20 protein-coding genes and 1 tRNA gene are annotated in these 23,428 nt (G+C 42.0%); 7 read left to right on the forward strand and 14 right to left on the reverse strand.

Annotated elements, in window-relative coordinates:
* The first annotated feature begins 41 nt into the window (after positions 1–41).
* Complete coding sequence (locus B9T34_RS04475) at positions 42–953, forward strand: ABUW_2363 family tetratricopeptide repeat lipoprotein (protein WP_086211966.1); 912 nt, start codon at positions 42–44, stop codon at positions 951–953.
* 115 nt (positions 954–1,068) lie between these two features.
* A complete protein-coding gene (locus B9T34_RS04480; RefSeq protein WP_086211967.1) occupies positions 1,069–3,072 on the forward strand; it encodes an esterase/lipase family protein in 2,004 nt (667 codons plus the stop codon).
* A gap of 64 nt (positions 3,073–3,136) precedes the next feature.
* Here B9T34_RS04480 and B9T34_RS04485 read toward each other — a convergent pair whose 3' ends face one another.
* Positions 3,137–3,895: a TenA family transcriptional regulator gene (locus tag B9T34_RS04485; protein ID WP_086211968.1), complete on the reverse strand. Its 759-nt coding sequence runs from the start codon at positions 3,893–3,895 to the stop codon at positions 3,137–3,139.
* 322 nt (positions 3,896–4,217) lie between these two features.
* On the opposite strand from B9T34_RS04485, the gene B9T34_RS04490 reads away from it, so the two are divergent.
* The 5 genes from B9T34_RS04490 to B9T34_RS04510 all read left to right on the forward strand — a co-directional run bounded on the left by B9T34_RS04490 (position 4,218) and on the right by B9T34_RS04510 (position 10,521).
* Entirely contained in the window at positions 4,218–5,432 is a 1,215-nt protein-coding gene (locus B9T34_RS04490; protein ID WP_086211969.1) for a GGDEF domain-containing protein, read from the forward strand.
* A gap of 284 nt (positions 5,433–5,716) precedes the next feature.
* On the forward strand, positions 5,717–8,341 hold the full coding sequence (gene mutS, locus B9T34_RS04495; protein WP_086211970.1) for a DNA mismatch repair protein MutS: 2,625 nt from the start codon (positions 5,717–5,719) through the stop codon (positions 8,339–8,341).
* A 195-nt stretch (positions 8,342–8,536) separates the two neighbouring features.
* Positions 8,537–8,860 carry a ferredoxin FdxA gene (gene fdxA, locus B9T34_RS04500; RefSeq protein ID WP_004651686.1) on the forward strand — a complete coding sequence of 108 codons (324 nt, stop codon included), beginning with the start codon at positions 8,537–8,539 and terminating at the stop codon, positions 8,858–8,860.
* A gap of 141 nt (positions 8,861–9,001) precedes the next feature.
* On the forward strand, positions 9,002–9,724 hold the full coding sequence (locus B9T34_RS04505) for a D-Ala-D-Ala carboxypeptidase family metallohydrolase (protein ID WP_086211971.1): 723 nt from the start codon (positions 9,002–9,004) through the stop codon (positions 9,722–9,724).
* Between the two features lie 131 nt (positions 9,725–9,855).
* Positions 9,856–10,521, forward strand: coding sequence for an O-methyltransferase (locus B9T34_RS04510; RefSeq protein WP_086211972.1), 666 nt, complete (start codon positions 9,856–9,858; stop codon positions 10,519–10,521).
* 147 nt (positions 10,522–10,668) lie between these two features.
* Here B9T34_RS04510 and B9T34_RS04515 read toward each other — a convergent pair whose 3' ends face one another.
* From B9T34_RS04515 to cysS, 13 genes are all read right to left on the reverse strand, one after another.
* Entirely contained in the window at positions 10,669–11,511 is an 843-nt protein-coding gene (locus B9T34_RS04515; protein WP_086211973.1) for a universal stress protein, read from the reverse strand.
* Between the two features lie 156 nt (positions 11,512–11,667).
* Positions 11,668–12,297, reverse strand: coding sequence for an acyltransferase (locus B9T34_RS04520; RefSeq protein ID WP_086211974.1), 630 nt, complete (start codon positions 12,295–12,297; stop codon positions 11,668–11,670).
* A complete protein-coding gene (locus B9T34_RS04525; protein WP_086211975.1) occupies positions 12,290–12,889 on the reverse strand; it encodes an IMPACT family protein in 600 nt (199 codons plus the stop codon). Before B9T34_RS04525 ends, B9T34_RS04520 begins: the two co-directional genes overlap by 8 nt.
* Before the next feature lie 111 nt (positions 12,890–13,000).
* Positions 13,001–14,191 carry an HlyD family type I secretion periplasmic adaptor subunit gene (locus B9T34_RS04530; RefSeq protein WP_086211976.1) on the reverse strand — a complete coding sequence of 397 codons (1,191 nt, stop codon included), beginning with the start codon at positions 14,189–14,191 and terminating at the stop codon, positions 13,001–13,003.
* A complete protein-coding gene (locus B9T34_RS04535; RefSeq protein ID WP_086211977.1) occupies positions 14,188–16,326 on the reverse strand; it encodes a type I secretion system permease/ATPase in 2,139 nt (712 codons plus the stop codon). The genes B9T34_RS04530 and B9T34_RS04535 overlap by 4 nt, the downstream gene beginning before the upstream one ends.
* Positions 16,323–17,864: a TolC family protein gene (locus B9T34_RS04540; protein WP_086211978.1), complete on the reverse strand. Its 1,542-nt coding sequence runs from the start codon at positions 17,862–17,864 to the stop codon at positions 16,323–16,325. The genes B9T34_RS04535 and B9T34_RS04540 overlap by 4 nt, the downstream gene beginning before the upstream one ends.
* A 144-nt stretch (positions 17,865–18,008) precedes the next feature.
* Complete coding sequence (lptB, locus tag B9T34_RS04545) at positions 18,009–18,755, reverse strand: LPS export ABC transporter ATP-binding protein (protein WP_086211979.1); 747 nt, start codon at positions 18,753–18,755, stop codon at positions 18,009–18,011.
* A complete protein-coding gene (gene lptA / locus B9T34_RS04550) occupies positions 18,755–19,321 on the reverse strand; it encodes a lipopolysaccharide transport periplasmic protein LptA (protein WP_086211980.1) in 567 nt (188 codons plus the stop codon). The genes lptB and lptA overlap by 1 nt, the downstream gene beginning before the upstream one ends.
* Positions 19,305–19,853 (reverse strand): LPS export ABC transporter periplasmic protein LptC, encoded by a 549-nt coding sequence (gene lptC / locus B9T34_RS04555; RefSeq protein ID WP_086211981.1) that lies wholly within the window; start codon positions 19,851–19,853, stop codon positions 19,305–19,307. Before lptC ends, lptA begins: the two co-directional genes overlap by 17 nt.
* A 40-nt stretch (positions 19,854–19,893) precedes the next feature.
* Positions 19,894–20,433, reverse strand: a complete 540-nt coding sequence (locus B9T34_RS04560; protein ID WP_086211982.1) for a KdsC family phosphatase — start codon at positions 20,431–20,433, stop codon at positions 19,894–19,896.
* Positions 20,434–20,436: 3 nt separating this feature from the next.
* Positions 20,437–21,414 carry a KpsF/GutQ family sugar-phosphate isomerase gene (locus tag B9T34_RS04565; RefSeq protein ID WP_086212060.1) on the reverse strand — a complete coding sequence of 326 codons (978 nt, stop codon included), beginning with the start codon at positions 21,412–21,414 and terminating at the stop codon, positions 20,437–20,439.
* A 201-nt stretch (positions 21,415–21,615) separates the two neighbouring features.
* A tRNA-Gly gene (locus B9T34_RS04570) sits at positions 21,616–21,691 on the reverse strand.
* 65 nt (positions 21,692–21,756) lie between these two features.
* On the reverse strand, positions 21,757–23,265 hold the full coding sequence (gene cysS / locus B9T34_RS04575; protein ID WP_086211983.1) for a cysteine--tRNA ligase: 1,509 nt from the start codon (positions 23,263–23,265) through the stop codon (positions 21,757–21,759).
* Between the last annotated feature and the right edge of the window lie 163 nt (positions 23,266–23,428).

The raw sequence follows: 23,428 nt of genomic DNA on the forward strand, positions 1-23,428 counted from the left end.
ATGCTTGAAAGTTTTTAAAATAAATTATATGGAAGATCATTATGACGCTTAAGCCCTTGGCCGTTGCCTTAGTCGCTTTAACTCTTGCTGCATGCGGAAGCGCTCCAACCAAGAATAAAAATCCAGAAGGCGCAATGATCTTTGCGGAGCCTGAACTTACTCCACCATTCTATGCATTAAACCCATTTAATTATGATGCGCCGCCTCCATTTGAAATTAACTTGCAAAAAGCTGCGGCTCAGCCTGTGACCAAAATGGAAGCAAATCTTGCAAGCGACCCTTCTAAAAAAGTTACTTTGGATGTGAACCGCCTCATCATTCCAACAGTAGACAGCAAAGTACGCACCATGAAATACGCAGTACTGGCTGGCGACAATGAAATTGACATCACTGAAATTGATGATTTCCTGCAGCTGGTTGAAGGCAAAGCGCGCCACTACCCGCCGCGTTTTGTTCAGCGCAACGAACGTAAAGGTTTTGAAGCTAAACTCAAAGAAGTTACTCAGCAATTAGATACTTTGGCATCTAAAGACAATGCTTCTTTTGATATTCTGGTTCGCGCATTCAAAGCCAGCGTTATGGCGCGCAACCTAGATTTAGGTTCTGTTTACACCACTAAATCTTTAACTTACGCACAGCGTATTCTGAAGATTAACCAAGATGATGCAGAAGCAAACTTCTGGTTTGGTTTTGGCTTGTCTGAAGGCGGCGGTCAGCGTGAAGCGATCCCTTATCTAGATAAAGCCATGAAAGCTGGCGTGCAAGAAGCATATCTTTCTGCAGCGAACAACTACATCGCAATGGAACAAAAGAAAAGCGCAGTAAATGTCCTGAAAAACTATAAAGTTAAATATCCTCAAGAAGGTGAAATCGCTGACCGCTTAATTCAAGAAATTGAAAAGCAAGGCCGCTGGAATGTTTGGCAAGTATTGAATCCGCCAAAAGCATCTTAAGTGCTTGCAGTGTAAAAATAGGCCTTAATTGGCCTATTTTTTTAAAACGAATTGAAAATCCTGAGGATTATCGTATGATTTAAAAAATTGAACATATAAATTTAGTGAACTCTGTATGCAGCATAAAATTAATAAATTCCTGCTTACCGGACTAGTCAGCACACTGCTGCTGAGCGGTTGCCAAGTCGTCAGTGTAAAAAATCAGGCGCTCAATGTTTCTATTGCGAACGAACGTGAAAGCATTATTTCACGAAACAAACTCAGCGAAGCAAGCCTGAACGTTCTCTCCATGACTGGGCGTGAAGCAAAAATCTGCTCAGAAAACCCAGAAAGCTGTGTTGACGAAATAAAAAAAATCCCGCAGATTCAAGACGAACAATTGCTCTCCACGGCCAGCGAACTATACTTAGCCAAAGCAATAGAACTGGATAAATCTTCGGACTGTAAAACCAGCATCATAACCAAGCATACGTCACAGGAAAATCAACAGGCACAGCAAACTGCGTACAATAACTGTCTAGATCAGCAATTAGACCTGCTTGATAAAAGCGTTCGCCATAGCTATGCCTATATGTTTTTGACCAAACGCGGGCCTCAAGACCGTATTTTTGACAACCGCCAAGTGCAGATCCGCGATTTTTATAATCAGGCCATCGCAAAATTGGTGCATGCCTATACCTTACGCTACAAGCCAACTGAAGTTGTAAGTCTAATTAAAGTCGGTCAAAGCATCTATAAAATTAATTTTGACAATTACCCTGAACTTAAACAGCGTAAGATTGAAAACTTGATGTCTACCTATAACCTGAACTTTTCAGGTTTGCGTTCAATTACTCGCCGTGACGGTTTTGGTTCAGAATTCTTAGCTGTTTTACCTGATGAAACGCCAAAGCCAATAGGCAAAAGTAAATATATTGTTGACCCTTTAACTTATAAATACCCCAATGGCATTAATCCCAATATTCACCAAGCACGCTATCTGGCAGCCACATTAACTGCGGAACCGGCCAATGCAGCATCTGTAAATGAGATTCTAAATAATTCAACTTTTCAAATTAAAGCCTATGACCCTTATAAATTTGAAAAGCTGAAGATCGCCAACAAAGAATATCCTTTGGCTGCCAATTTCTCTGCACCCTATGGTTTATGGCTGGCAGAAAACAATTTAGGTAAATCAGCATATCTGTCATTGATTGACCGAGATGAACAGCTGACCATGCCGCATTTGTATATGCTGGAACCCTACAATCCAAATAAGAAAGTGATTGTCCTGGTTCATGGTTTAGCCAGCAGCCCAGAAGCTTGGATTCGCCTCACCAACGATATTATGGGTGACCCAGTGCTTCGTGAGCATTATCAAGTGTGGCAAGTCTTCTACTCAACCAATATGCCAATTCTGGAAAGCCGCTTTCAGATTTATGCGCTCTTAACCCAGTCTTTTGCCCAAGTTAACAAGCAAGCCTCAGCAAAAAATGACGCAGTTTTGGTGGGTCATAGTATGGGCGGCATTATTACCCGCTTATTGGTAAGTAATGCAGACACAACTCAAGAAGCGCTGAAAATGATGAGTTCACATCAACTGAATCAATACCGTAATACGGCTGTAGTCAAAGACCGTATGATTATGAAAGACATTCCAAATTTCAGCCGTGCCATTTTTCTTGCAGCACCGCACCGCGGAACAGCTTTTGCAGACCGCTGGTTTACCAAAGCAGCACGTAAAATCATCAAACTGCCTGGCGCATTTTTATCTGCAATCGGTGATGTCATCACGCAAGAAGAAGACCTCAAAGATCTGTTTAAAGAGTTAAGCAATGGACTGATTCAAAACGGCCCTAGCAACTTAAGCCACACCTCTAAATTTGTCTCCTTGACTGAAGATATCATGCCAATCAAAAGCATGAAGTATCATTCAATTATTGGCAATGCAACCAACAGTGACGATCCAAATGTCATTTCTGACGGGGTTGTTCCCTACAAAAGCGCTCATTTAGACGGCGCCATTTCAGAAAAAATTATTAAAGGCGGACATTCAATTCAGGAAACTCCTGAAGCTGTATTAGAACTTCGCCGCATTCTTAGACAGCATCTGGTTGAACTCGGTTTGTACAAGCCCTAATCCAGCTCGTAAAAAAGCCGATGTCATCATCGGCTTTTTACATCTGCAAAATTGCAAAATGTAATTAATTCATTTGGTCCATGTGCACTTTGTGGCATGCATCCAATGCCAATTCATAATATGCCAAACCTTCTTTTGCTGCATTAAAAGCACGTTCCTGCAATTCAGGTTTACCTTCACATAAACGCTTGATCAGCTCCATAGCCTCATAGGGATGAATATCGTCATAATGCGCATGTGCTCTTAACCACGCAATGGTCCGCTTATTGATCGCAACTTCTGGATGCACAGTATAAGCATTAATGCCTTCATAGACCTTAGTGCTCCAGTCACCAGTCGCCCATTCAATGGCTAAATTTGTTGCTGCGAGGCTTTCACATAAACTGCCACGGATGTTGATATTCCATAAAAAATGATTAACAGCATTCATAGCCGCTGGCGGCTTCACGCTATCCAGCTCTTGTACAGAAATACCAAAACCGCCTGCCCAGTCTCTATACCAATTCAGATGACGCTCTTCCACCTTAATATTTTGAATCAGCCAATCCCGTGTTTCTGTTACACCCGACTCAGAAAATTGTGTCGCCTTTCCTAAAGCAAGCCCCATAAACGAAGGAAAATGTGCAACCAAAGGATAAAAATGCAGCAATGCAAAACGAAAACTTTTTACACTTAAACGCCCGCTTGCCATATTCATAAAAAAAGGATGCGCGCTGATTCTATCCTTGAATGGGGTTAAATCATCCCAAAATTTTTGTGACCAGACATTATGAGGGCTGATGATTAGATTAGCATCATCCTGCTTTTTAGAAATAGCGGTCATTTACAGCTCCATGTACATGTAATATTTTTTATATAGTTGCTATTCGATCATAATTTAATTAAACCCCAAAACAAGCAATTTTTTTTAATGATGACTATATAATTAATCAATATTACCTATGAATGATTAAGGGTATATGCCCTGAATAAGGAAAAATTCACATAATTAATATTTTCATTCGAAAAATTGTAATTTTTCCCTCTTGCCGAGCATAATTTCTTTTGTTAAAACTAGTAACTAAGCACTATAAAACCAATGTTTTAAACAGTTCAAACACTGAAATTGAACAATTAAAAAATAAAATATAATTTGGCCAACGCATATGAAGTTAGAAGGTTCAAAACTTTTGAGTCGGAATGAAATTCAAGCCTTGATTTCTAGAGGTCTGAATTATGTGTATTTTTCTAAAACTCTTGAACCCGTCTATAAACGGCAGTATCAGCATGAGGCAGCTTTAGAGTTCCGTTTCCGCGCTCCGATTATTTTAATTCTTTATTTATTTTTAAGTTACGGTATTTATCAAAATATTTCTTCTGGAACACAATTTGTACAGTGGTTCGCACTCTACGCCTGGGTAGGCGTGATTATTTTTGCCGCATGGCTGATTTCTTTTATTCGCAAATTTGATCAATATTTTGAATTGTATGCCGGTGCAGGATGTTCTGCCGCCGTGGCCATTTCTTTTATTATTATTCCTGTTGTCAACAATAATAATGATGCCTTACTGCATGCAGCAATGATGTATGCCGTGGTTATTATTTATGGATTTGTCGGTTTACGTTTTTATACAGCATTATCAGCTGGCTGGCTTGGCGGATTAATTGCCATATTTATCACAAATATTTTAAATTACCCCATCGACTGGACATTTTTAAACCGCACTTACACGTTCAGCAGTTTTTTGGGTATGGCTTTGGCATATGCCATTGACCGTCAGCACCGCGAAAATTATTTGCAAAACTGTATTATCGAATTAAATAAATTAGAAATGGCAAAACAGTCTGAACAGCTTGAATTGCTCACACAATTAGATGCACTGACTGGTCTCGCCAATCGCCGCCATTTGACTGCTGTATTAGATAAACATTGGAACATGGCGCTGCGATATCAAATGCCGATCAGCATCCTTATGATTGATATTGACTGCTTTAAAGAATATAACGACCATTTGGGCCATATCGCTGGAGACTTCTGCCTGCAAAAAATTGCTAATGAACTGCAGGCTGTAACTTCCCGCAGCACAGACTTGGCCGCCCGCTACGGCGGCGAAGAGTTCCTGCTGTTATTTCCGCTGCAGGAAGAAAAGCAAATTGAAAAAATCGCGTCAAAGTTATTAGAACGTATTACAGATCTGGCTTTGCCGCACCCTTCAAGTAAAATATCGCCTTATGTCACCATCAGTATTGGGGCTGCAACCATCATCCCGCAAGAGCATGATGAATTATCGGAGTTTATTCAAAGTGCAGACCAAGCGCTGTATTTAGCCAAAACCAATGGCCGCAATCAGTACTATGTGGCAAAGAAAGACGTAGCCTAACTTTCCAACACGTCCCCATCTATAGGCAGCATATTGGTGTTGCCTAATCTTATGTAATCGTACTTTTTACATTCATCTAATCTTACAATGCTTTTTGTCTGCATTAATTTTGCTAAAATCTGCTGTCATTATTGGCTGAGCCTGTATTGCCTCAAGCCAATGCAGCGATTTTACGCCGTGCTGCTGTCAGGATTTTCTATTCATTGCATCAAATGCAAAAAAATCGCAGCAGCAGCTTATGACATATAGATGCATACAATTAATTTAAAAGGTATTTTTATCACATGACTGCAGACAACCCGAACATTGATCTAAGTTCACTTACCCCAATGATGCAGCAGTACATGACAGTAAAAATGCAGCACCCGCATTCATTAATGTTTTACCGCATGGGTGACTTTTATGAATTGTTTTTTGAAGATGCGCATAAAGCAGCCAAACTCCTAGGGATTACCTTAACCCACCGCGGCAAGGCAAATGGTGATCCAATTCCTATGGCGGGTGTGCCTTATCATGCAGCAGAAGGATATTTAGCGCGCCTGGTCAAAAAGGGCGAAACTGTCGTTATCTGTGAACAGCTGGGCGAAGTCACTGGTAAAGGCCCTGTAGAACGCGGTGTAGTCCGTATTATTACTCCGGGCACTTTAACAGATGATGCCCTGCTGACAGCGCATCAAACTTCAAATTTGGTTGCACTAAGCGTGCAGCAAAATCAAATCGGTATCGCCCTTTTAGATTTAAGCGCCGGCCTTTTTAAAGTACAGCAGCAGGAATTTAAAATTGAGCAGCTGGCTATTGAGCTCTCGCGCTTAATGCCTAGTGAAATTATTATTGATGAAGATATTATTGATCCAAATATTATTGAGCACATTAAGCAGCAATTAGACTGCCCGATTACAAAACGCCCCAATGTCGATTTTAATTTAAATAACGCACAAAAAACCCTATGTGACCAATTTGCAGTTTCCACTTTGTCTGGTTTCGGCATTGATCATTTACCGCTGGCGAAAGCAGCTGCAGCGGCATTGATTCATTATGCAAAAGAAACACAAAAAACAGCATTGCCGCATATACGCACTATTCAGCTTGAACAGAGCTCGGACTTTATTGCGCTCGACCCAGTTACACGCCGCAATTTAGAACTGGTCGATCCGCTTTTTGAACATGGCACATCACTCTTTCAGCTGATTAATGATTGTCAAACTGCCATGGGCGGGCGCTTACTCCGCAGAACCCTCATGCAGCCCATGCGTGATACAGCAGTGCTGGATGAGCGTCTTGACGCCACTCAGGCCCTGCTTAAAGGCTACCATGAAGCCCCTGTCCGATTAGTGCTCAAAGAAATTAGCGATATTGAACGCGTACTGAGCCGAATAGCGCTTGGCAGTGCCCGCCCTCGCGATTTAGTGCAGCTGCGTCAAGCCTGCGCACAAATTCCTTATTTACGGCATGCATTAACACCGATCATTGAAGCACAGCAATCTAAGCTCATCAGCAGCTTAAATCAGGAATTAGGCGACTTTAATGGCCTGCATAAACGCCTAATGTCCGCAATTGTAGAACATCCGCCTGTATTGCTACGCGACGGCAATGTGATTGCCGAAGGTTTTGATGCAGAACTGGATGAACTGCGTAAAATCCGTGACCATGCAGGCCAATTCCTCATTGATCTGGAAATCCAAGAACGTGAAGCGACAGGCATCAATACGCTGAAAATCGGCTATAACCGTGTCAGCGGCTACTACATTGAATTGACACGGGGCCAAGCTGAACAAGCGCCTGAACGCTTTATTCGCCGTCAAACGCTTAAAAATGCGGAACGCTATATCACCCCAGAGCTGAAAGCATTTGAAGATAAAGTCTTATCCAGCGAATCCCGTGCCTTAGCCCGTGAGAAAATGCTGTTTGACATGCTGTTAGATGAATTGCGTCAAGACATCGGCAATTTGCAAATGATGAGCAGTGCTGTAGCTCAAGTCGATATGGTGGCAAATTTTGCCCATCAAGCCCGTTTAAAAAATTGGAACCGTCCAGAATTCAGCCCTGAAATTGGTGTGAAAATTAAAGCAGGCCGCCACCCTGTGGTGGAATCCCTCAGTAAAACTGCATTTACGCCAAATGACACACAGCTCGATTACAATCGCCGTATGGCCATTATTACTGGTCCCAATATGGGCGGTAAATCTACCTTCATGCGTCAAACAGCGCTTATTTCACTGCTGGCATACTGCGGCAGCTTCGTGCCCGCAGAGGCCGCAGTCTTAGGCCCAATTGACCGTATCTTTACCCGTATTGGTTCTGCTGATGATTTATCTACAGGTAAATCGACCTTTATGGTGGAAATGACAGAAACCTCGCAAATTTTGCACCATGCCAGCAGCCAGTCTTTAGTCTTAATGGATGAAGTTGGCCGCGGAACCAGTACATATGATGGATTGTCACTGGCTTGGGCTTGCGTACTGGACTTAACGAAGCGGATTAAATGCCTGTGCTTATTTGCCACACATTATTTTGAATTAACCGACTTGGGCAAAGAGTCTGGCATTGATAACTATCATGTGACAGCCAAAGAGTTAAATGGCCATTTAATCCTGCTGCATAAAGTTCAGCATGGCCCTGCCAGCCAAAGTCACGGCTTACAGGTGGCAAAATTGGCGGGCATTCCAGCCAATGTCATTAAAGAAGCCCAAAATCGATTAAGAATTTTAGAAAAACAGCAGCAACATCATTTAAATCATGCGGTTCAAAATGATCTGTTTTCAGAAAACCAAACGCCTGAAGTGATCGAGCGCATTGTCGAAATTGAAAAAACCTCACCTGCGCTGGAACTGCTCAAGGATTTGGATGTTGATAATTTAAGCCCGCGTGAAGCGTTGCAGCAGTTATATATGCTGAAAGATCAGCTCTGATCTTTACCTTAAAAAAGACTCTCAATTGAGAGTCTTTTTCATTTATAAGTATTTTTGATGATAATGTGTGTGTTTTATCAAATTTAACAGCACTATCTATATCAAATATCAATAAAAGGAATTGTTAGTTGTATCGGTTTTTGCCTAAAATACAGCATTAGTTATTAGAACCATATTTTTTAGGTAGCTGTCGCCATGACCTTTGTTGTCACTGAAAACTGTATTAAATGTAAATATCAAGACTGCGTTGAAGTTTGCCCTGTAGACTGTTTCTATGAAGGCCCGAACTTTCTTGTTATTAATCCTGACGAATGTATCGACTGCGCGCTTTGCGAACCTGAATGCCCAGCAAATGCTATTTTCTCTGAAGACGAACTGCCAGAAGGTCAGGAAGTATTCATTGAACTGAATACTGAACTTTCTCAAAAATGGCCGAACATCACTCAAATTGGTGATCAGCCTGCAGACCGTGAAGAATGGAACGGTAAAGCAGATAAGCTTCAATATTTAGAAAAATAATTTCTAAATTGAAAAATAAAAAAGATCAGCACACGCTGATCTTTTTTATACCGAAAGCACACATTTCATTGCAAATTTTTCAAATTTTCGCTGCGATTTTAGATTAAAATAGAACGATTGTATAAATAATTGATTTTTATAATGAAGCATTTTATGAAGGCTCTGCTTGCGGTTGCTGCAGTCCCTCTAATCTTTTTGGCTGGTTGTACAACCTCTCCCCAAAAAGGGAAAACAATTACTACACTAGACGGCAAACGCATCTTTATCCCTCAGGAAAGCATCAGCTTCGATCGCCAAGTTCCGCCTAAAGTTGTGCCTTATGTATATAACTCTTGGATTGCCGCGTCTGATAATTTACGCCGGGTACGGGAGTATGAAGTATTTTTAGAAAAAAATGGCGTAGGCAACATCATTCCAAGTTTTGAACTGATGCGCACTGCACGAGATTGGCAAAAATGCGGACGCTCACAATATATGGTTCCTAACCGTGAACTGTGGGCCAATCAAATTCCTACGCTGCGAGTATTCAAATATCTGGTTGCAGCCAATGTTTTAAGCGATTTTGAAGTCACCTCTGTATACCGTGATTTGCCGCTTAATCAATGTGCTGGCGGTGCCAATTCGTCGCGCCATCTCTATAACTCTGCCATCGATTTCCGTATTGGGCCTGAATATCCTCAGCCACAAGATTATTCATATATTGAAAATACCAAATTTAGATTATGCCAATTCTGGTCTCAGCATGGCCAAAGCCTGAATATGGGGCTTGGTCTCTACGCCAGCGGTCAAATACATATTGATACGCAAGGCTACCGGACTTGGGGACCAGATCTATCCCGCAACTCATCAATGTGTAATTACTAAAGCATTACATTCAACATAAAAGGCTTCATTTGAGGCCTTTTTTGCGGATAAATTCTGCAAATATCTTCTAAAAAATTGCGCTTCATGCGGAAAGGTTTAAAATGCATGCATCAAAAATGAGGCGCAACACTATGCAGCAGATGTGGACGGAAATTGATGCTTATATCGATTCACATTTAATTCCAGAAGACCCAATCTTAGTGCAGACATTGAAACATACTGAGGAGCGCGGCTTTCCAGATCATCTGGCTGTTGCGCCAAACCAAGGTATGCTGCTACAAATGCTGATTCAGATGAATCAATGTAAGCGCGTATTGGAACTTGGCACGTTTGCAGCTTATAGCACCATGTGGCTTGCGCGCGCGCTGCCTGAAGATGGCTATATTCTTACAATTGAAGGCCGCGATACCCATGCCGCACTGGGACAGGAAAATATTGACAATGCGCGATTGCCGCAAACCATTGAATTGAAATGCGGCCGCGCTGCAGACGTATTAAAAGCATTGCCAGCAGATACGGAAGCTTTTGACTTTATTTTTATTGATGCAGATAAGCAAAGCTACCCTGAATATTTAGAGCTCAGCCTCAATTTATCTCACTCCGGCACCATTATAGTGCTTGATAATGTGATCCGTGCAGGTGATATTTTAGACCCTGAAAATCACAAGCCGAGCATTGAAGGTATCCGCGATATGTTTAAGGCTATGCAGAATCATCCGCGTATTTTGTCCTGTACCGCTTTACAAACTGTGGGCAGTAAAGGCCACGATGGCTTTGCTATTGCCCTAGTGAAATAAACCTATAGCACAAAAATCACTCATCACAATATTTACAAATAAAAACATATACTTGCAATCACTTACCACAGAGTTATCCACACATTATGAGGATAACTCTTTTTTTTACTCTTCTCTTTCATCTTTCAAATCAAATCATTAAAAAGACTACTTCACGACCAATAAAGGCACCGTTGAATTTCGGAAAATCGTAGTCGCTATGCTGCCCAAGAAAAATTGATGAATTTTACTGTGGCTAAATGCACCAAGAACGATCAATTGAATTTCCTGTTCTTGCTGATATAAAAGAATATTTTCTGCAACATCGCCGTAGCGGTATTCTGTAACGACGTCTAAACCTTCATTTTTTAAATATTGCATAGGCTCATTTAAAATTTCTGGATGGTCGCCCACATAAAGCAAATGGCATTGTAAAAGTTTCAGCAAGTCACTCTGCGCAACACGTTTCATCAAATTAACGCAGGTAGGAGAATATTCATAAGCAAAAATAAACCGTGTAGGCGGTTTAAAGGTTGAACCTACTGTCATCACGGTGCATTTAGCGCCGCGGATGAAGTTTTCTACATTTCCGCCAATTGGTTTATTGCGTTCCGCTGAGCGCTCACCCACACGGCCAATCACCGCAATATCGTCTGACTGCAGCACATTAAAGCTCTGCTCGAGAAAGTCGCCTTTTTCCTGAATATGAGAGGCAGTGACCCCGTATTTCTCCTGAATCATATCAGAGATGTGTTTTAATAAATTATTGCTGTAATCAAGGGCAAGCTCACTTTGCTTCTGCTCTAGTTCAGCAAGCTCTTTGAGCAGCATGGCATTGCTTTCAAAACCAATTACGCCGCTGATTTCGCCTAAATGATAACTGGCTGGGTAATAATCCAAAACTTGAAGCAAAACCAGTTCACGCTGAGTTTCTTTCGCAACCCAGACAGCTGCTTCTGCCAATGCATTAATGCATGGTGAAGAATCAATACATGCGATTACACGTTTCATAATTAGCCTCTCTTTCTGTAATAGCTGGGCTATAAGTTGTCCTTATTTTTAACTTAGCATAACTTTTCACTGCATGGCAGGCTTTTATGTAAGTACTTTTATAGAAAGATATTTTGGCTTCGTCATTCTAAAAATTGCCGCATGCAGCTTGGGGCTTTAATCTCTATAGCGTATAAATTTTGCTGGATTGCCACCTATCACCGCTTTTTTTTCAACATTTTTAGTCACCATGCTGTTCATACCAATAACAGCCTGATCAGCAATATGAATACCATCCTTTACCCCAACATGCGCCCCTAACCAAACATCACGGCCAATCTCAATACCGCGTGAACGCACTGGCTGCTGATAGATTGGCGTTTCAATATCCATGCCATGATCAAAAGCATATAAATGGCAATAGGCGGCCATACGCACCTGATCGTGCAGTTTAATACCCGCACGTCCGCCATCCAATATACAGTGATGATTAATCGCAACTTCAGCGCCAATGTCCAAAGGGCCATGCAGCGTACAGTCCGCAGCAATAAATGTATTATCACCTATGACAATTTTACGTCCCGGCTCTGCAAAAATATGCGCCAAAGGTGAAATAAAACAATTTTGACCAATCTCAACCGTTTCCATCTCCATCAGATAGGCTTGATATTCCTGCTGCCATGCTTCAGCCCAGCCCCTATTTTTCGGCTTGAGGCTCCAATACAGCCAAGGCATATAATTCAAACGATGCTTATGCTGCTCTCTATACTTTAATAATGGATCAGCTGCGGGATTTGTATCAGTCATGGTTTGGCTCTTCAATTATTTTCAGCTGCTCTCTGCCGCGAGTGACATCTTGCAGTTTTGATGCGAGTGGAGCAATTTGATGCACTTGCAATAGCGCTAAGATCTTCACACCTTCCGCTGTATATTCTTCAGTATATTCAATTTGCTGTGTATTCAGTTCATACTGAAAAATTGCCCATTCATTAAATTGACACTGAAAAGCAACTTTTTTCTTTTCAATCAGTTCAATTTTTTCCGCTAAAAGCAAACACTGCCCTGCTGTGCCGCCATAAGCGCGTACTAAACCGCCCGTGCCTAATTTAATGCCGCCATACCAGCGGTTTACCAGAACCAGCACATTGGTTAATTCATTGCCTTCAATGGTCGCTAAAATGGGCCGTCCCGCTGTACCTGACGGCTCCCCATCATCATTAAAACGAACATTATGCCCAAGCTTCCAAGCCCAGCATTGATGAGTCGTGCTCAAGTCTGTATTGGCTTCTAAAAAATCTTTGACGGCCTGTTCATTATCGACAGGAACAGCAATTGCCTGAAAACGGCTTTTTTTGATGTCTTCTTCAAAACTGACGGGGCTGGCAATCGTAAACGGCATTGGCTTTCAAATATGCAAAAATCTTGAAGATTATAGCGTTTAATTGGCTTATTTTTAGATTTGATATAAAAAAGCCTCCAGTACGTGGAGGCTTTGAATTACAAACATGAATTAACGTTCGCGCAATGCTTCTTTGGCTTTGTTAAACGGCTTAATCAGATAATCCAAGACTGTTTTTTCACCTGTACGGATATCAACCGTAGCCATCATACCGGGGGTAATTGCAAAATGCTTTCCAGACTTGTTAACCAGCTGATCACTATCTGTACGGATGTACACACGGTAATAGAACTGATCCTGTTTCACTTCATCCCGTAATGTATCGGGTGAAATTACCGTAACTTTGCCTTTTAATCCGCCATAAATAGAATAATCATAGGCCGTAATTTTTACCAAGGCTTCTTGACCTGGGTGAATAAACGCAATATCTCGCGGTGAAATTCGAGCTTCAACCAGCAACTGCTCATCTAAAGGCACAATGGTCATAATTTTGCCATTCTGCGGCACGACACCGCCCAATGTCATCACATCAATTTGCTTGACGACACCGCGCACTGGAGACTTAAACACCGTACGGCTTAATGTGTCTGTTTTTCCGCGAACGACTTGCTGCTGTGTTTCAATGTCGGTATTGGCCTTCGCCAGCTCTTCACGCGCTTTTACATAATATTGGTTGCGTATGTCATTCATTTGATTACGCAATTCATTGGCTTGGCGCTTTAATCTCAGCACTTCAACTTCACTGGCGGCACCTTTTGCCACCAGCGGCTGCGTCATAGAAAGCTCTTGCTCTACCAAGACCAAAGCCTGTCTTAAACCCGCCAAAGATTCCTCCAAATTTGCTATGCGCGATTGATACAAAGCCGTCTCTTCAGTTACCAGTTTTGAATCTGCTGACAGTTCTGAGGGAAAATTCAGCGCAGTTCCATTCACTTCTGCATGTAAGCGTGCCGCGGAGGCCTTCGTAGCAGCCAAAAGTGATTGAGTTTCCCCCACATTGGACTCAAAGCGTGTCGGATCAAGCTGTGCTAAAACTTGTCCCTGCTCAACAATTTGACCTTCTTTTACATTCAACTTGGTCAGAATCCCGCCATCTAAGGACTGAATCACCTGTTCCTTAGAGGATGGAACGACCTTACCGGTTCCTGTAGAAACTTCTTCCAGTTTAAACAGCCATGCCCAAGCTAAAAGCATCAGCAAACCAATACAAATCACCCAGATCACCAAACTGGCTCTAGGCAATGGCGGTTCCTGAAATGTAGTTTTTGCTGAGCGCTGAATATCTTGATTAAGTTCACTCATGCCTGCGCTCCGTTTACTTGTTTTTGCGCGCCGCCAGATTGATTCAGAATCTGATCTCTCGGGCCATCCATGACAATCTTGCCATCATTCATCACAATAATGCGGTCAACCAGCTCCAATACTGCACGGCGATGCGTCGCCACCACCAAAGTACGGTGCTTTAAGTAAAAATGCAGATGGCCAATTAACTGCTTTTCAGACACATCATCAATTGAAGCTGTAGGCTCATCTAAAAGCAGAATATTAGGCTCACGAATCAGAACACGCGCTAATAATAGAGCTTGTCGCTGACCGCCTGAAAAGCCGACGCCACCTTCTAAAATAATATGATCCAAACCTTCTTTCTTTTCTTGCACAAAACCTAAAGCGCCAGTGATATTCAGTACATGCAGAATTTTCTCGTCTGTTGCTAAGGGCGCACCCAGTTTTAAGTTTTCGCGGATTGAACCGTAAAACAGCTGTGAAGTCTGATTCAGCTGTCCAATGTCTCGGCGTACATCTGAAGGGTCAATCAGGCTTAAATCAATGCCATCCAGCTTTACCTTGCCCTGAGAAGGAGACTGCATGCCTGACAGCAGCTGCAGCAAACTTGATTTACCGGCACCGTTCCGGCCTAAAATCGCAATTTTCTCACCAGGCTTAATATCAAATTTTGGAATCACTAGTGAGGGTTTCGGATCATCATCACCGTATTTAAATACCACGCCACTTAGCTCATATGCACCATGAATCACAGGACGATGAATTAAATGTGAATAGTCTGGCTGATCTACAGGTTTCTTCATCAAATCGTCCAAACCTGCTTTCGCAACTTTCGCTTGCTGCCAGCGGCCTAATACACCTGTCAACTGTGCAATTGGCCCTAACATTCGTGATGATAATATCGAACAAGCAACTAAAGCACCTGTGGTCATTTCACCCTTCATGACTGCAAAACAGCCCACCAGCACCACAATAGCAAAGGTCAAGCCCTGAATTTTTTGCGTCCACGCATTCATGAAGCCAACAATTTTGCGCTGTTGCATACTGACAGTGGCTGAAACTTCATTCATGTGATTCCACTGATTTTGAAAACGGGATTCTGCGCGCAGCAGTTTGATATCTTCAATTCCCTGTACCGCTTCCACCAGCATGGCATTGCGGATGGCCGATTCACGCATCCCCAATTGCGCAAGCTTCGCCAATTTTTTCTGCAGCAGAATACCCGGCAAAATCATAATCGGCACAACGATCAGCATCACCCAAAATAAGTTTCCGCCAATAATCCAGAAAATTCCCAAAAACAGCAGGAAAAATGGCAAATCAGAGATCGCAGTAATGGTCGTAGAGGTGACTAACTCACGCACCCCTTCCAACTCACGAATTTGTGAAATAAATGTGCCTGTAGATTTTGAGCGCTGATTATTTTTAATGCGCAAAGCATGTCCAAACACTCGGTCAGAAATACTTAAATCTGCACGCTTTCCAATAATATCTGACAAATGAATACGGGTAATACGCAGCACAAATTCAAAAATTGCCGCCAAAAGCACACCGCTGGCCAACACCCAAAGTGTAGACACCGACTGTGAGGGAATCACACGGTCATACACATTCATAGAAAACACCACAGTCGCCAGTGCTAAAATATTGGCCATCATTGAGGCAAACATAATATCGATATAGCGTTTCCAGTCCTTAAGCGCGATGCTCCAGAACCAGTTTTTCTCAAAGGGTTTGATGTATTCATCTACCCGAATATCCGGCACTGAAGACTCTGGACGCAAAATATAAATATTGCGCACTCCATGCCGCAGACGCTCAAGTGAGAAGACCTGTGACAGGCCTTCATCACCGCTGAGCTGCACACTGACGTTGCCGTCTGCATCCATGCGTTCCACAATACCGACTTCGCCGCTGATAAACTCTATCAGTACAGGCAAGCGCCAAGGATTAAGTAAATTCACATCATATTTGTTTTTACGAACGCTGAGGCCCAATTGCTTAGCCATCACCTGAACCAGTTCATCTGTATTGTTATGCTGATTCCAATCCAGCTGCAGCCGTATTCTTTCTTCTGAGGCTTCTATGCGGTAATGCTTGGCAATATTCAATACTGCTTGAAGCCAAGGTTTATAGTTGATTGTACTTGTCATGGGTTTACTTCAACTCCCTGAATCTTCATATTATTTAGCTCGTAAACATCCCTGCTTCGACCTGTTACTTGTATGTATTGCACCAAACCAGCATAAATATCGTATTGTGAATTTACGATTTCCATCGCCGCGCTGTGAATAGACTGCTCAGCATTTAATAGATCCACAACAGTTCTTGTTCCTAATTTATATTGTTCTTGATACAGCTCTTTGGTGCGCGCAGTGGTTTCTCTGCGCTGAACCAGCACGGCCATTTGCCTTTTCTTGCTTTCAATCTGCTCTCGAATCAAACGTACTTGATCCAATACATCTAAATATGCGGTATTCACCTGAGCCTGCGCTGCTTGTTCAGCATAACTGGCTGCCCGTGTTTGCGCCGACACGCCGCCGCCTTGATAAAAATTGCTGCTCGCTTCAAGCATTATTGAATTATAAAATCCATCATCTTCGTTATTATTTGGATTACGGCCATTCACTGCTTGGCTTAGACTTCCTTTAATATTAATTGAAGGATAGACACTCAATTTAACCTGCTGTTTCTGAGACTTCGCAACCTCTACTGCCGCCTGAGCCTGCATAATACTTGGGATATAGCTGTAGTTTGGATCGGCATATAGATCTGAGCGCTGTAACACAGCATCGGGAATCAGCCACTGATTCCCGGATAAATCATAGCCTAGCAAAGTACGCAAACGCTGCTGATACTGGCGCAGCTGAGTCTCTTGAACAATTAAATTGGCTTCTGCTGCCTCTAAATTTGACTGCGCTTGAATTGGGTCAGCCTGACTGCTGATACCCGCTTTTGCACGCAAATTCGCGATTTCAGCAATTTTTCCAATGCCTTTAATCTGCTGCTGAGCAATTTTAGTGACTTCCTGATAGCGCTTTATATTAATAATGGCATTTGCTACATCATAAGAGACTTGATCCAAACTGACGAGGAAACCTGCTTGCTCTTCCAGCGTTTTAGCTTCAGCGCTGAGCACACTGCTTTTGATCTTGCCAAAGTCATACAGTACTTGCGTCGCATCGATAGTAAATACCTGTCCGCCACGCTCACCTTTGGTCAAATCAGCAGTATTGATTCCTCCTGAAAGCTGCGGATAGTACTTGGATTTTGCATAATCAATATTGGCATGCTGCTCAGAAACCCGAGCAATACTCTGACTGATTTCAGGCCGCCTTTGCACAGCCCGATGAATGGCTTCGAGAAAACTCAAATTCCCTGCCGGCGGCTTATTTAAGTTGCCATACAGAACCTGTGCGCCTTGAGCAGGCACGGCATATTCCCCCATTTTTGATGGGTCAAAAGGGAATTTGCTCAGTTCGGTAATATCAATTTTTTCAGCGGATCGCTTAGGTGTCTGTGAAAAAATAGAGCCAATGCCACCCTTAAAAAGATGAAATTGATTTTTTTCTGCACGCTCAGCATACGCATAGGAAAATTGAAAAGGAATAATCAGCAGAATAACGGCCGCTTTTTTATTTTTCTCAAAATTTCCCCATAGTTTTAAATACTTATCATTTATTATTCGCATGTTTTCTACGCAATAATTTTTATTTGGGGTTCTTTTACTTAATTCGAATATAAAATTACATTTATCGAATATTATTTTTATTTTATTGCTATTTAACCCTCACAACAATGACCTATTTCTCATTTTGTGAGGGTTTTATGCCATTTAGACTGTGAAGTCATCGCCTAAATAGACTTTACGTACAATTTCATTCTCTAAAATTTCCTGAGGAGCACCCTCAGCAATGACTGAGCCTTCGCTCACAATATAAGCATGTTCGCAAATCGCTAATGTTTCACGTACATTATGATCTGTGATCAATACGCCAATACCGCGATCTTTCAGGGTACGGATAATGTCTTTAATATCGCCAACTGAAATCGGATCGACACCTGCAAATGGTTCATCTAAAAGCATAAACTTCGGATCTGCTGCCAGAGCGCGGGCAATTTCAGCACGTCGGCGCTCACCGCCAGACACACTCATACCTAAAGAGTCTTTAATATGGGTAATTTTAAAGTCTGCCAACAACTCGGCTAAACGCTGCTGACGCTGCTGTTTATTCATGTCTTTGCGTGTTTCTAAAATTGACATGATATTTTCAGAAATCGTCAGTTTTCTAAAAATTGACGCTTCTTGCGGCAAATAGCCAATGCCCTTACGCGCGCGCTCGTGCATTGCAAGATCGGACATGTCCAGATCATCCAAGTGGATTTCACCTTTGTCCATGCGCACCAAGCCGACCACCATGTAGAAGCTGGTCGTTTTACCTGCGCCATTTGGCCCAAGCAAACCGACAATTTGACCGCTTTGCATACTGAAAGATACGTCTTTTACCACCCAGCGCTTGCTGTAGTTTTTTGCTAAATGCTTAATGCATAAAGTTTGGGGCTGATTTGATGATTGCTCCATTAATCACGCGCTCCTGGGAATGACTTCGAGCTTGAAGGCGGGATTACAATTTGCACACGGCCAGAAGATGAACCCGTACTGTTTGGCGTACCTTCCGCAACAATGTCACCTTTATTCATACTGTATTTTAAAATATTGCCTTTAATGCTGGCGCCATCCTGTTCTAACAATGCGCTGCCAGTCATAGTAATGATGCCAGTTTCTGCATTGTAAATAATTTTCTGTGCTTGACCTTTGGCTAAGCCTTTCGCTGGATCAACTTTTTGCTGAAAACGTGCTGGGCCGCCTGTCGCAGTAATTGTACTGATTTCTTTGCGGCTATTTAGGTTTGCAACAATAGAATTTGCCTGCAGTTTCATTGTGCCCTGTTCAATGATAACGTTGCCGGTATAGGTGGTAATGCCGGTTTTTTCATTAAAAGTTGCGCGGTCCGCCACCAAAGAAATTGGCTGGTTACGGTCAGAAGGCACTGCCCAAGCGCCTGCTGTGCACAGTGCAAGTGAACCCATCAGCACTGCCTGTTTTAGGAAAGTTTTAGACAATAGTGGTTTATGATTTAGGTTCATACTTTCCTCGAATATTAAAAAATTCGTACTGACCGTTATTTAAATTAGCTTTCAGTCCATTACTGACAAATTCAGCCTGCGGCGATTCCACCGTGACTTGTTTGTCGGTTTCAATTTCGCGTGTTTTAGGCAGTGCAGTCAATTCATCAGTGCGAAAGACCATCTGCCCAGTTTCCATTATTTTAGTGGCCTGAACATCGTGCCGCAAAACAACTTTTTCATTGTCATTATAGCCGTTGGCAACTTTTGCAAAGAATGTTGCGTCTAAGCGCCCATCTTTATACACAGATGCATTTAGATTATTCAGCTGCGAAGTCTTTTGCTGCAAATCCTGCTCTAAACGATCCACCTTCGCACGAATATAAAGCTTCCCATGCTCATCTGTTTGAGTCAGATTAATATTGGAAGCCGAATAATTCATGCTGCGCGCAGAGTCTGCTTGAAGCTTATTGCTCTTGCCACTGTAATAGTAATAACCGCCGCTTACAGCCGCAATTGCGATTGCAGTAACGTATAAAACTTTTGTATCCATAAGCGGTTTTTTAATCCAAATTTACTGAATTATTAAGTTATTAATGCGGTGCGCTGGCAAATTTTTCAAGCATCTCTTGGTAAACACCTTTGGACATCAGCAGCATATCGCAAATTTCTCGCACAGCGCCTCGGCCGCCATAGGCTTGAGTCACTAAGTCTGCGCGGCGGCGTACTTCTACGTGGCCATTAGGTACCGTAATTTTCATACCAGCAATGGCGAATGCAGATAAATCCGGCCAGTCATCACCCATATACAGGCAATCTTCTGGATCTATATTCAGCTGAGCACAGGCTTCACGCAGTGCAGTCCCTTTATCTTCACGGCCTTGATAAACCAAATCTACTCCAAGGTCAGACATGCGCTTTTCAACAATATTACTCTTACGTCCAGTAATAATAATGACTTTAATACCCGCTTTTTGTACGAGTTTCATACCTAAACCGTCACGGATATCGAAAGATTTAATTTCATCTCCAGTATTGGTTAAAGTCACAAAACCGTCACTGAGGATACCGTCTACATCCAGAACCAAAGCTTGGATATGACGCGCCTGTTCTAATAACACGTATGATGCCATTTATTAATTTACCCCAGCTTGAATCAAGTCATGCATACTGATGACACCAATCACTTTATTTTCATCATCAACCACAATGAATTGATTGATTTTTTTCGCATTCATTTTTTCCAGCGCTTCAACTGCGCGGGCTTCTTGTGAAATCGTTGATGGATTTTGAATCATAACTTCTGACACAGGCAGATTCACATCAAAACCTTGCTGCTTATCAATCAGACGACGCAAATCACCATCGGTAAAAATACCCAGCAATTTATCTTCAGCATCAACAATCGTGGTTAAGCCTAGGCGCTTGTTCGAAATTTCATACAGCACTTTATTCATTGGCGTATCTGGCGATACTTTTGGTAAGTCCTGACCAGTATGCATTAAATGTTTTACATGCAGTAATAAGCGCTTACCTAACGCGCCAGCTGGATGCGAACGCGCAAAATCATCAGAAGTAAAACCGCGTGCATCCAGCAATGCAACAGCAAGCGCATCGCCTAAGGCCAAGGTTGCAGTTGTACTTGATGTTGGCGCTAAACCAAGCGGGCAAGCTTCTTGAATATCACCTAAAGTTAGCGCAACATCCGCATTTTGCGGCATTGGGCCTTTGTCATGTCCAGAAATTGTAATGAGCGGCACGCCAACATGCTTAATCAGCGGCATCAGCATCATGATTTCGTCGCTTTTACCCGAATAAGAAATAGCAATGAGCACATCGCCTTTCACCAGCATACCAAGGTCGCCATGACCCGCTTCACCGGGATGCATAAAGAATGATGGCGTACCCGTAGAAGCAAAAGTCGCTGCCATTTTACGGCCGATATGGCCTGACTTACCCATACCGGTAATCACTAAACGGCCTTTGCATTGCAAAATAATTTCGCAAGCTTGGGTAAAACGTTCATCTATTTCTGCCGCCAGCACATCTAAGGCATTGCGTTCAATGCTTAATGTTTCGAGTGCGACTTTCTGAAAATCAATTTGATTGGGCATATTTGGTGGATTCAAAACCGTTTTACCTTTATTTGTGCCGCGCATGCCGCGCTTCAATCACGAAAAATATTTCTGCGTATTTTAGCATATCTCTATAATTTCAATGTTTATAAATGTTCAATTTATAATGCCTTACAGCGGTTTTTAACAATTTTAAGCAAAAAAAAACCTTAGTCCGAAAACTAAGGTTTTTTCATATTCTGGAGCGGGAAAGGAGACTCGAACTCCCGACCCCAACCTTGGCAAGGTTATGCTCTACCAACTGAGCTATTCCCGCAATATGGGAATGCATTATAGAGAGTTTCTAAAAACTGTCAACTCTCTGCGCATTCAACTGACTAATTAATCAGCGCGTCGCCAAATTGTACCTTGACGCGTATCTTCCAGTACAACACCTTGATCCAGCAATGACTGACGGATTTCGTCCGCTTTGGCAAATTCTTTGGCTTTTTTGGCATCTTGACGCTGCTGAATTAAATCTTCAATTTGCGCTTCAGTCAAGCTAAGCGCTTCTTGACCAATATCAGATTCTAAAAAGTTTTTTATTTTTCTAGGATTTTTTGAGCATATATTTAAAGTCTTAGTAATATTTTGGAATACTGATGAAAATGCTTTAAATTCCATAAGTATTTCCTTACTGTTTGATAGTTGATCATGAGTAATTCTATTTCTAAGCAGTTTGATAGTCTTACTAAGCTCAAATAAGATTGCTAAAGCTTTAGGCGTATTAAAATCATCATTCATCGACTCTTTGAAATTTAATAGCAGAGTTTTTGGTTTGCCTGAATAAACCTGTTTATATTCTCGCGATCTACTATCAATTGAAATAAAGTCCCATAAAAATTGATTATGAATCTCAAGAATACATTTTTGAGTATGATATAAACGTGTTAATGCATTTTTGGCTTCTTTCAATGCAAAATCAGAGAAGTTCACTGGGCTCCGATAATGTGAAGACACAATAAAGTAACGGATAACTTCAGGGTGGAATTTTTCCATTACATCACGGATGGTGAAGAAGTTGCCGAGTGATTTCGACATTTTTTCACCATCTACGTTGATAAAACCAACATGCATCCAATAATTTACATATTGTTCGCCTGTAGATGCTTCTGATTGCGCGATTTCATTTTCATGATGCGGGAAGGTCAAATCTGAACCGCCGCCATGAATATCAAAATGGTTGCCTAGGCAGCACGTCGACATTGCTGAACATTCGATATGCCAACCCGGACGGCCATTACCCCATGGAGATGCCCAAGATGGTTCATTTTCTTTGGCATGTTTCCACAGTACAAAGTCAAATGGATGTTTCTTTTCAACTTCTACATCGACACGCTCAGATGCGCCAGCCTGCATATCTTCCAGTTTACGGCCTGACAAACGGCCATATTTGGCAAATTTTTCTACTTCAAAATACACATCACCGTTATTTGATGGATAAGCAGTGCCTTTATTCACCAAAGTGCCGATCATATTTTGCATTTGATCGATATAGTCAGTCGCGCGCGGCGCTTCATCAGGCGCAACACAACCTAAGTTTGCTGCATCGTCATTCATGGCCTGAATAAAACGATCTGTTAATGCTGTAATGCTTTCGCCATTTTCATTTGCGCGTTTAATAATTTTGTCGTCAATATCGGTAATATTGCGCACATATTTTACATTCCAGCCCTGACTGCGCAGAAAGCGGATAATGTAGTCAAATGCAACCATGACTCGAGCATGACCAATATGACAGTAGTCATAGACTGTCATACCGCACACATACATGTCGATATGTCCTTCTTTACGCGGTACAAATTCTACTTTTTTACGCTGCTCTGAGTTATATAGAACAAAAGGTTGCATAGGTCTTTAAATTGTTTCTACCAAAAGATGGGTCATCTTAACCTAAGCATTATTTTTCATAAAGTTTTCATAGAAAATTTTGTAATAAATCTTTCTTAAATTGAAATTTCGCTGTTATAGAGATCAGCCTTTCAGGCTCAACGCTCAATTTGACATTGTATTA

Source organism: Acinetobacter sp. ANC 3813 (genome assembly GCF_002135435.1).
Lineage (GTDB): Bacteria > Pseudomonadota > Gammaproteobacteria > Pseudomonadales > Moraxellaceae > Acinetobacter.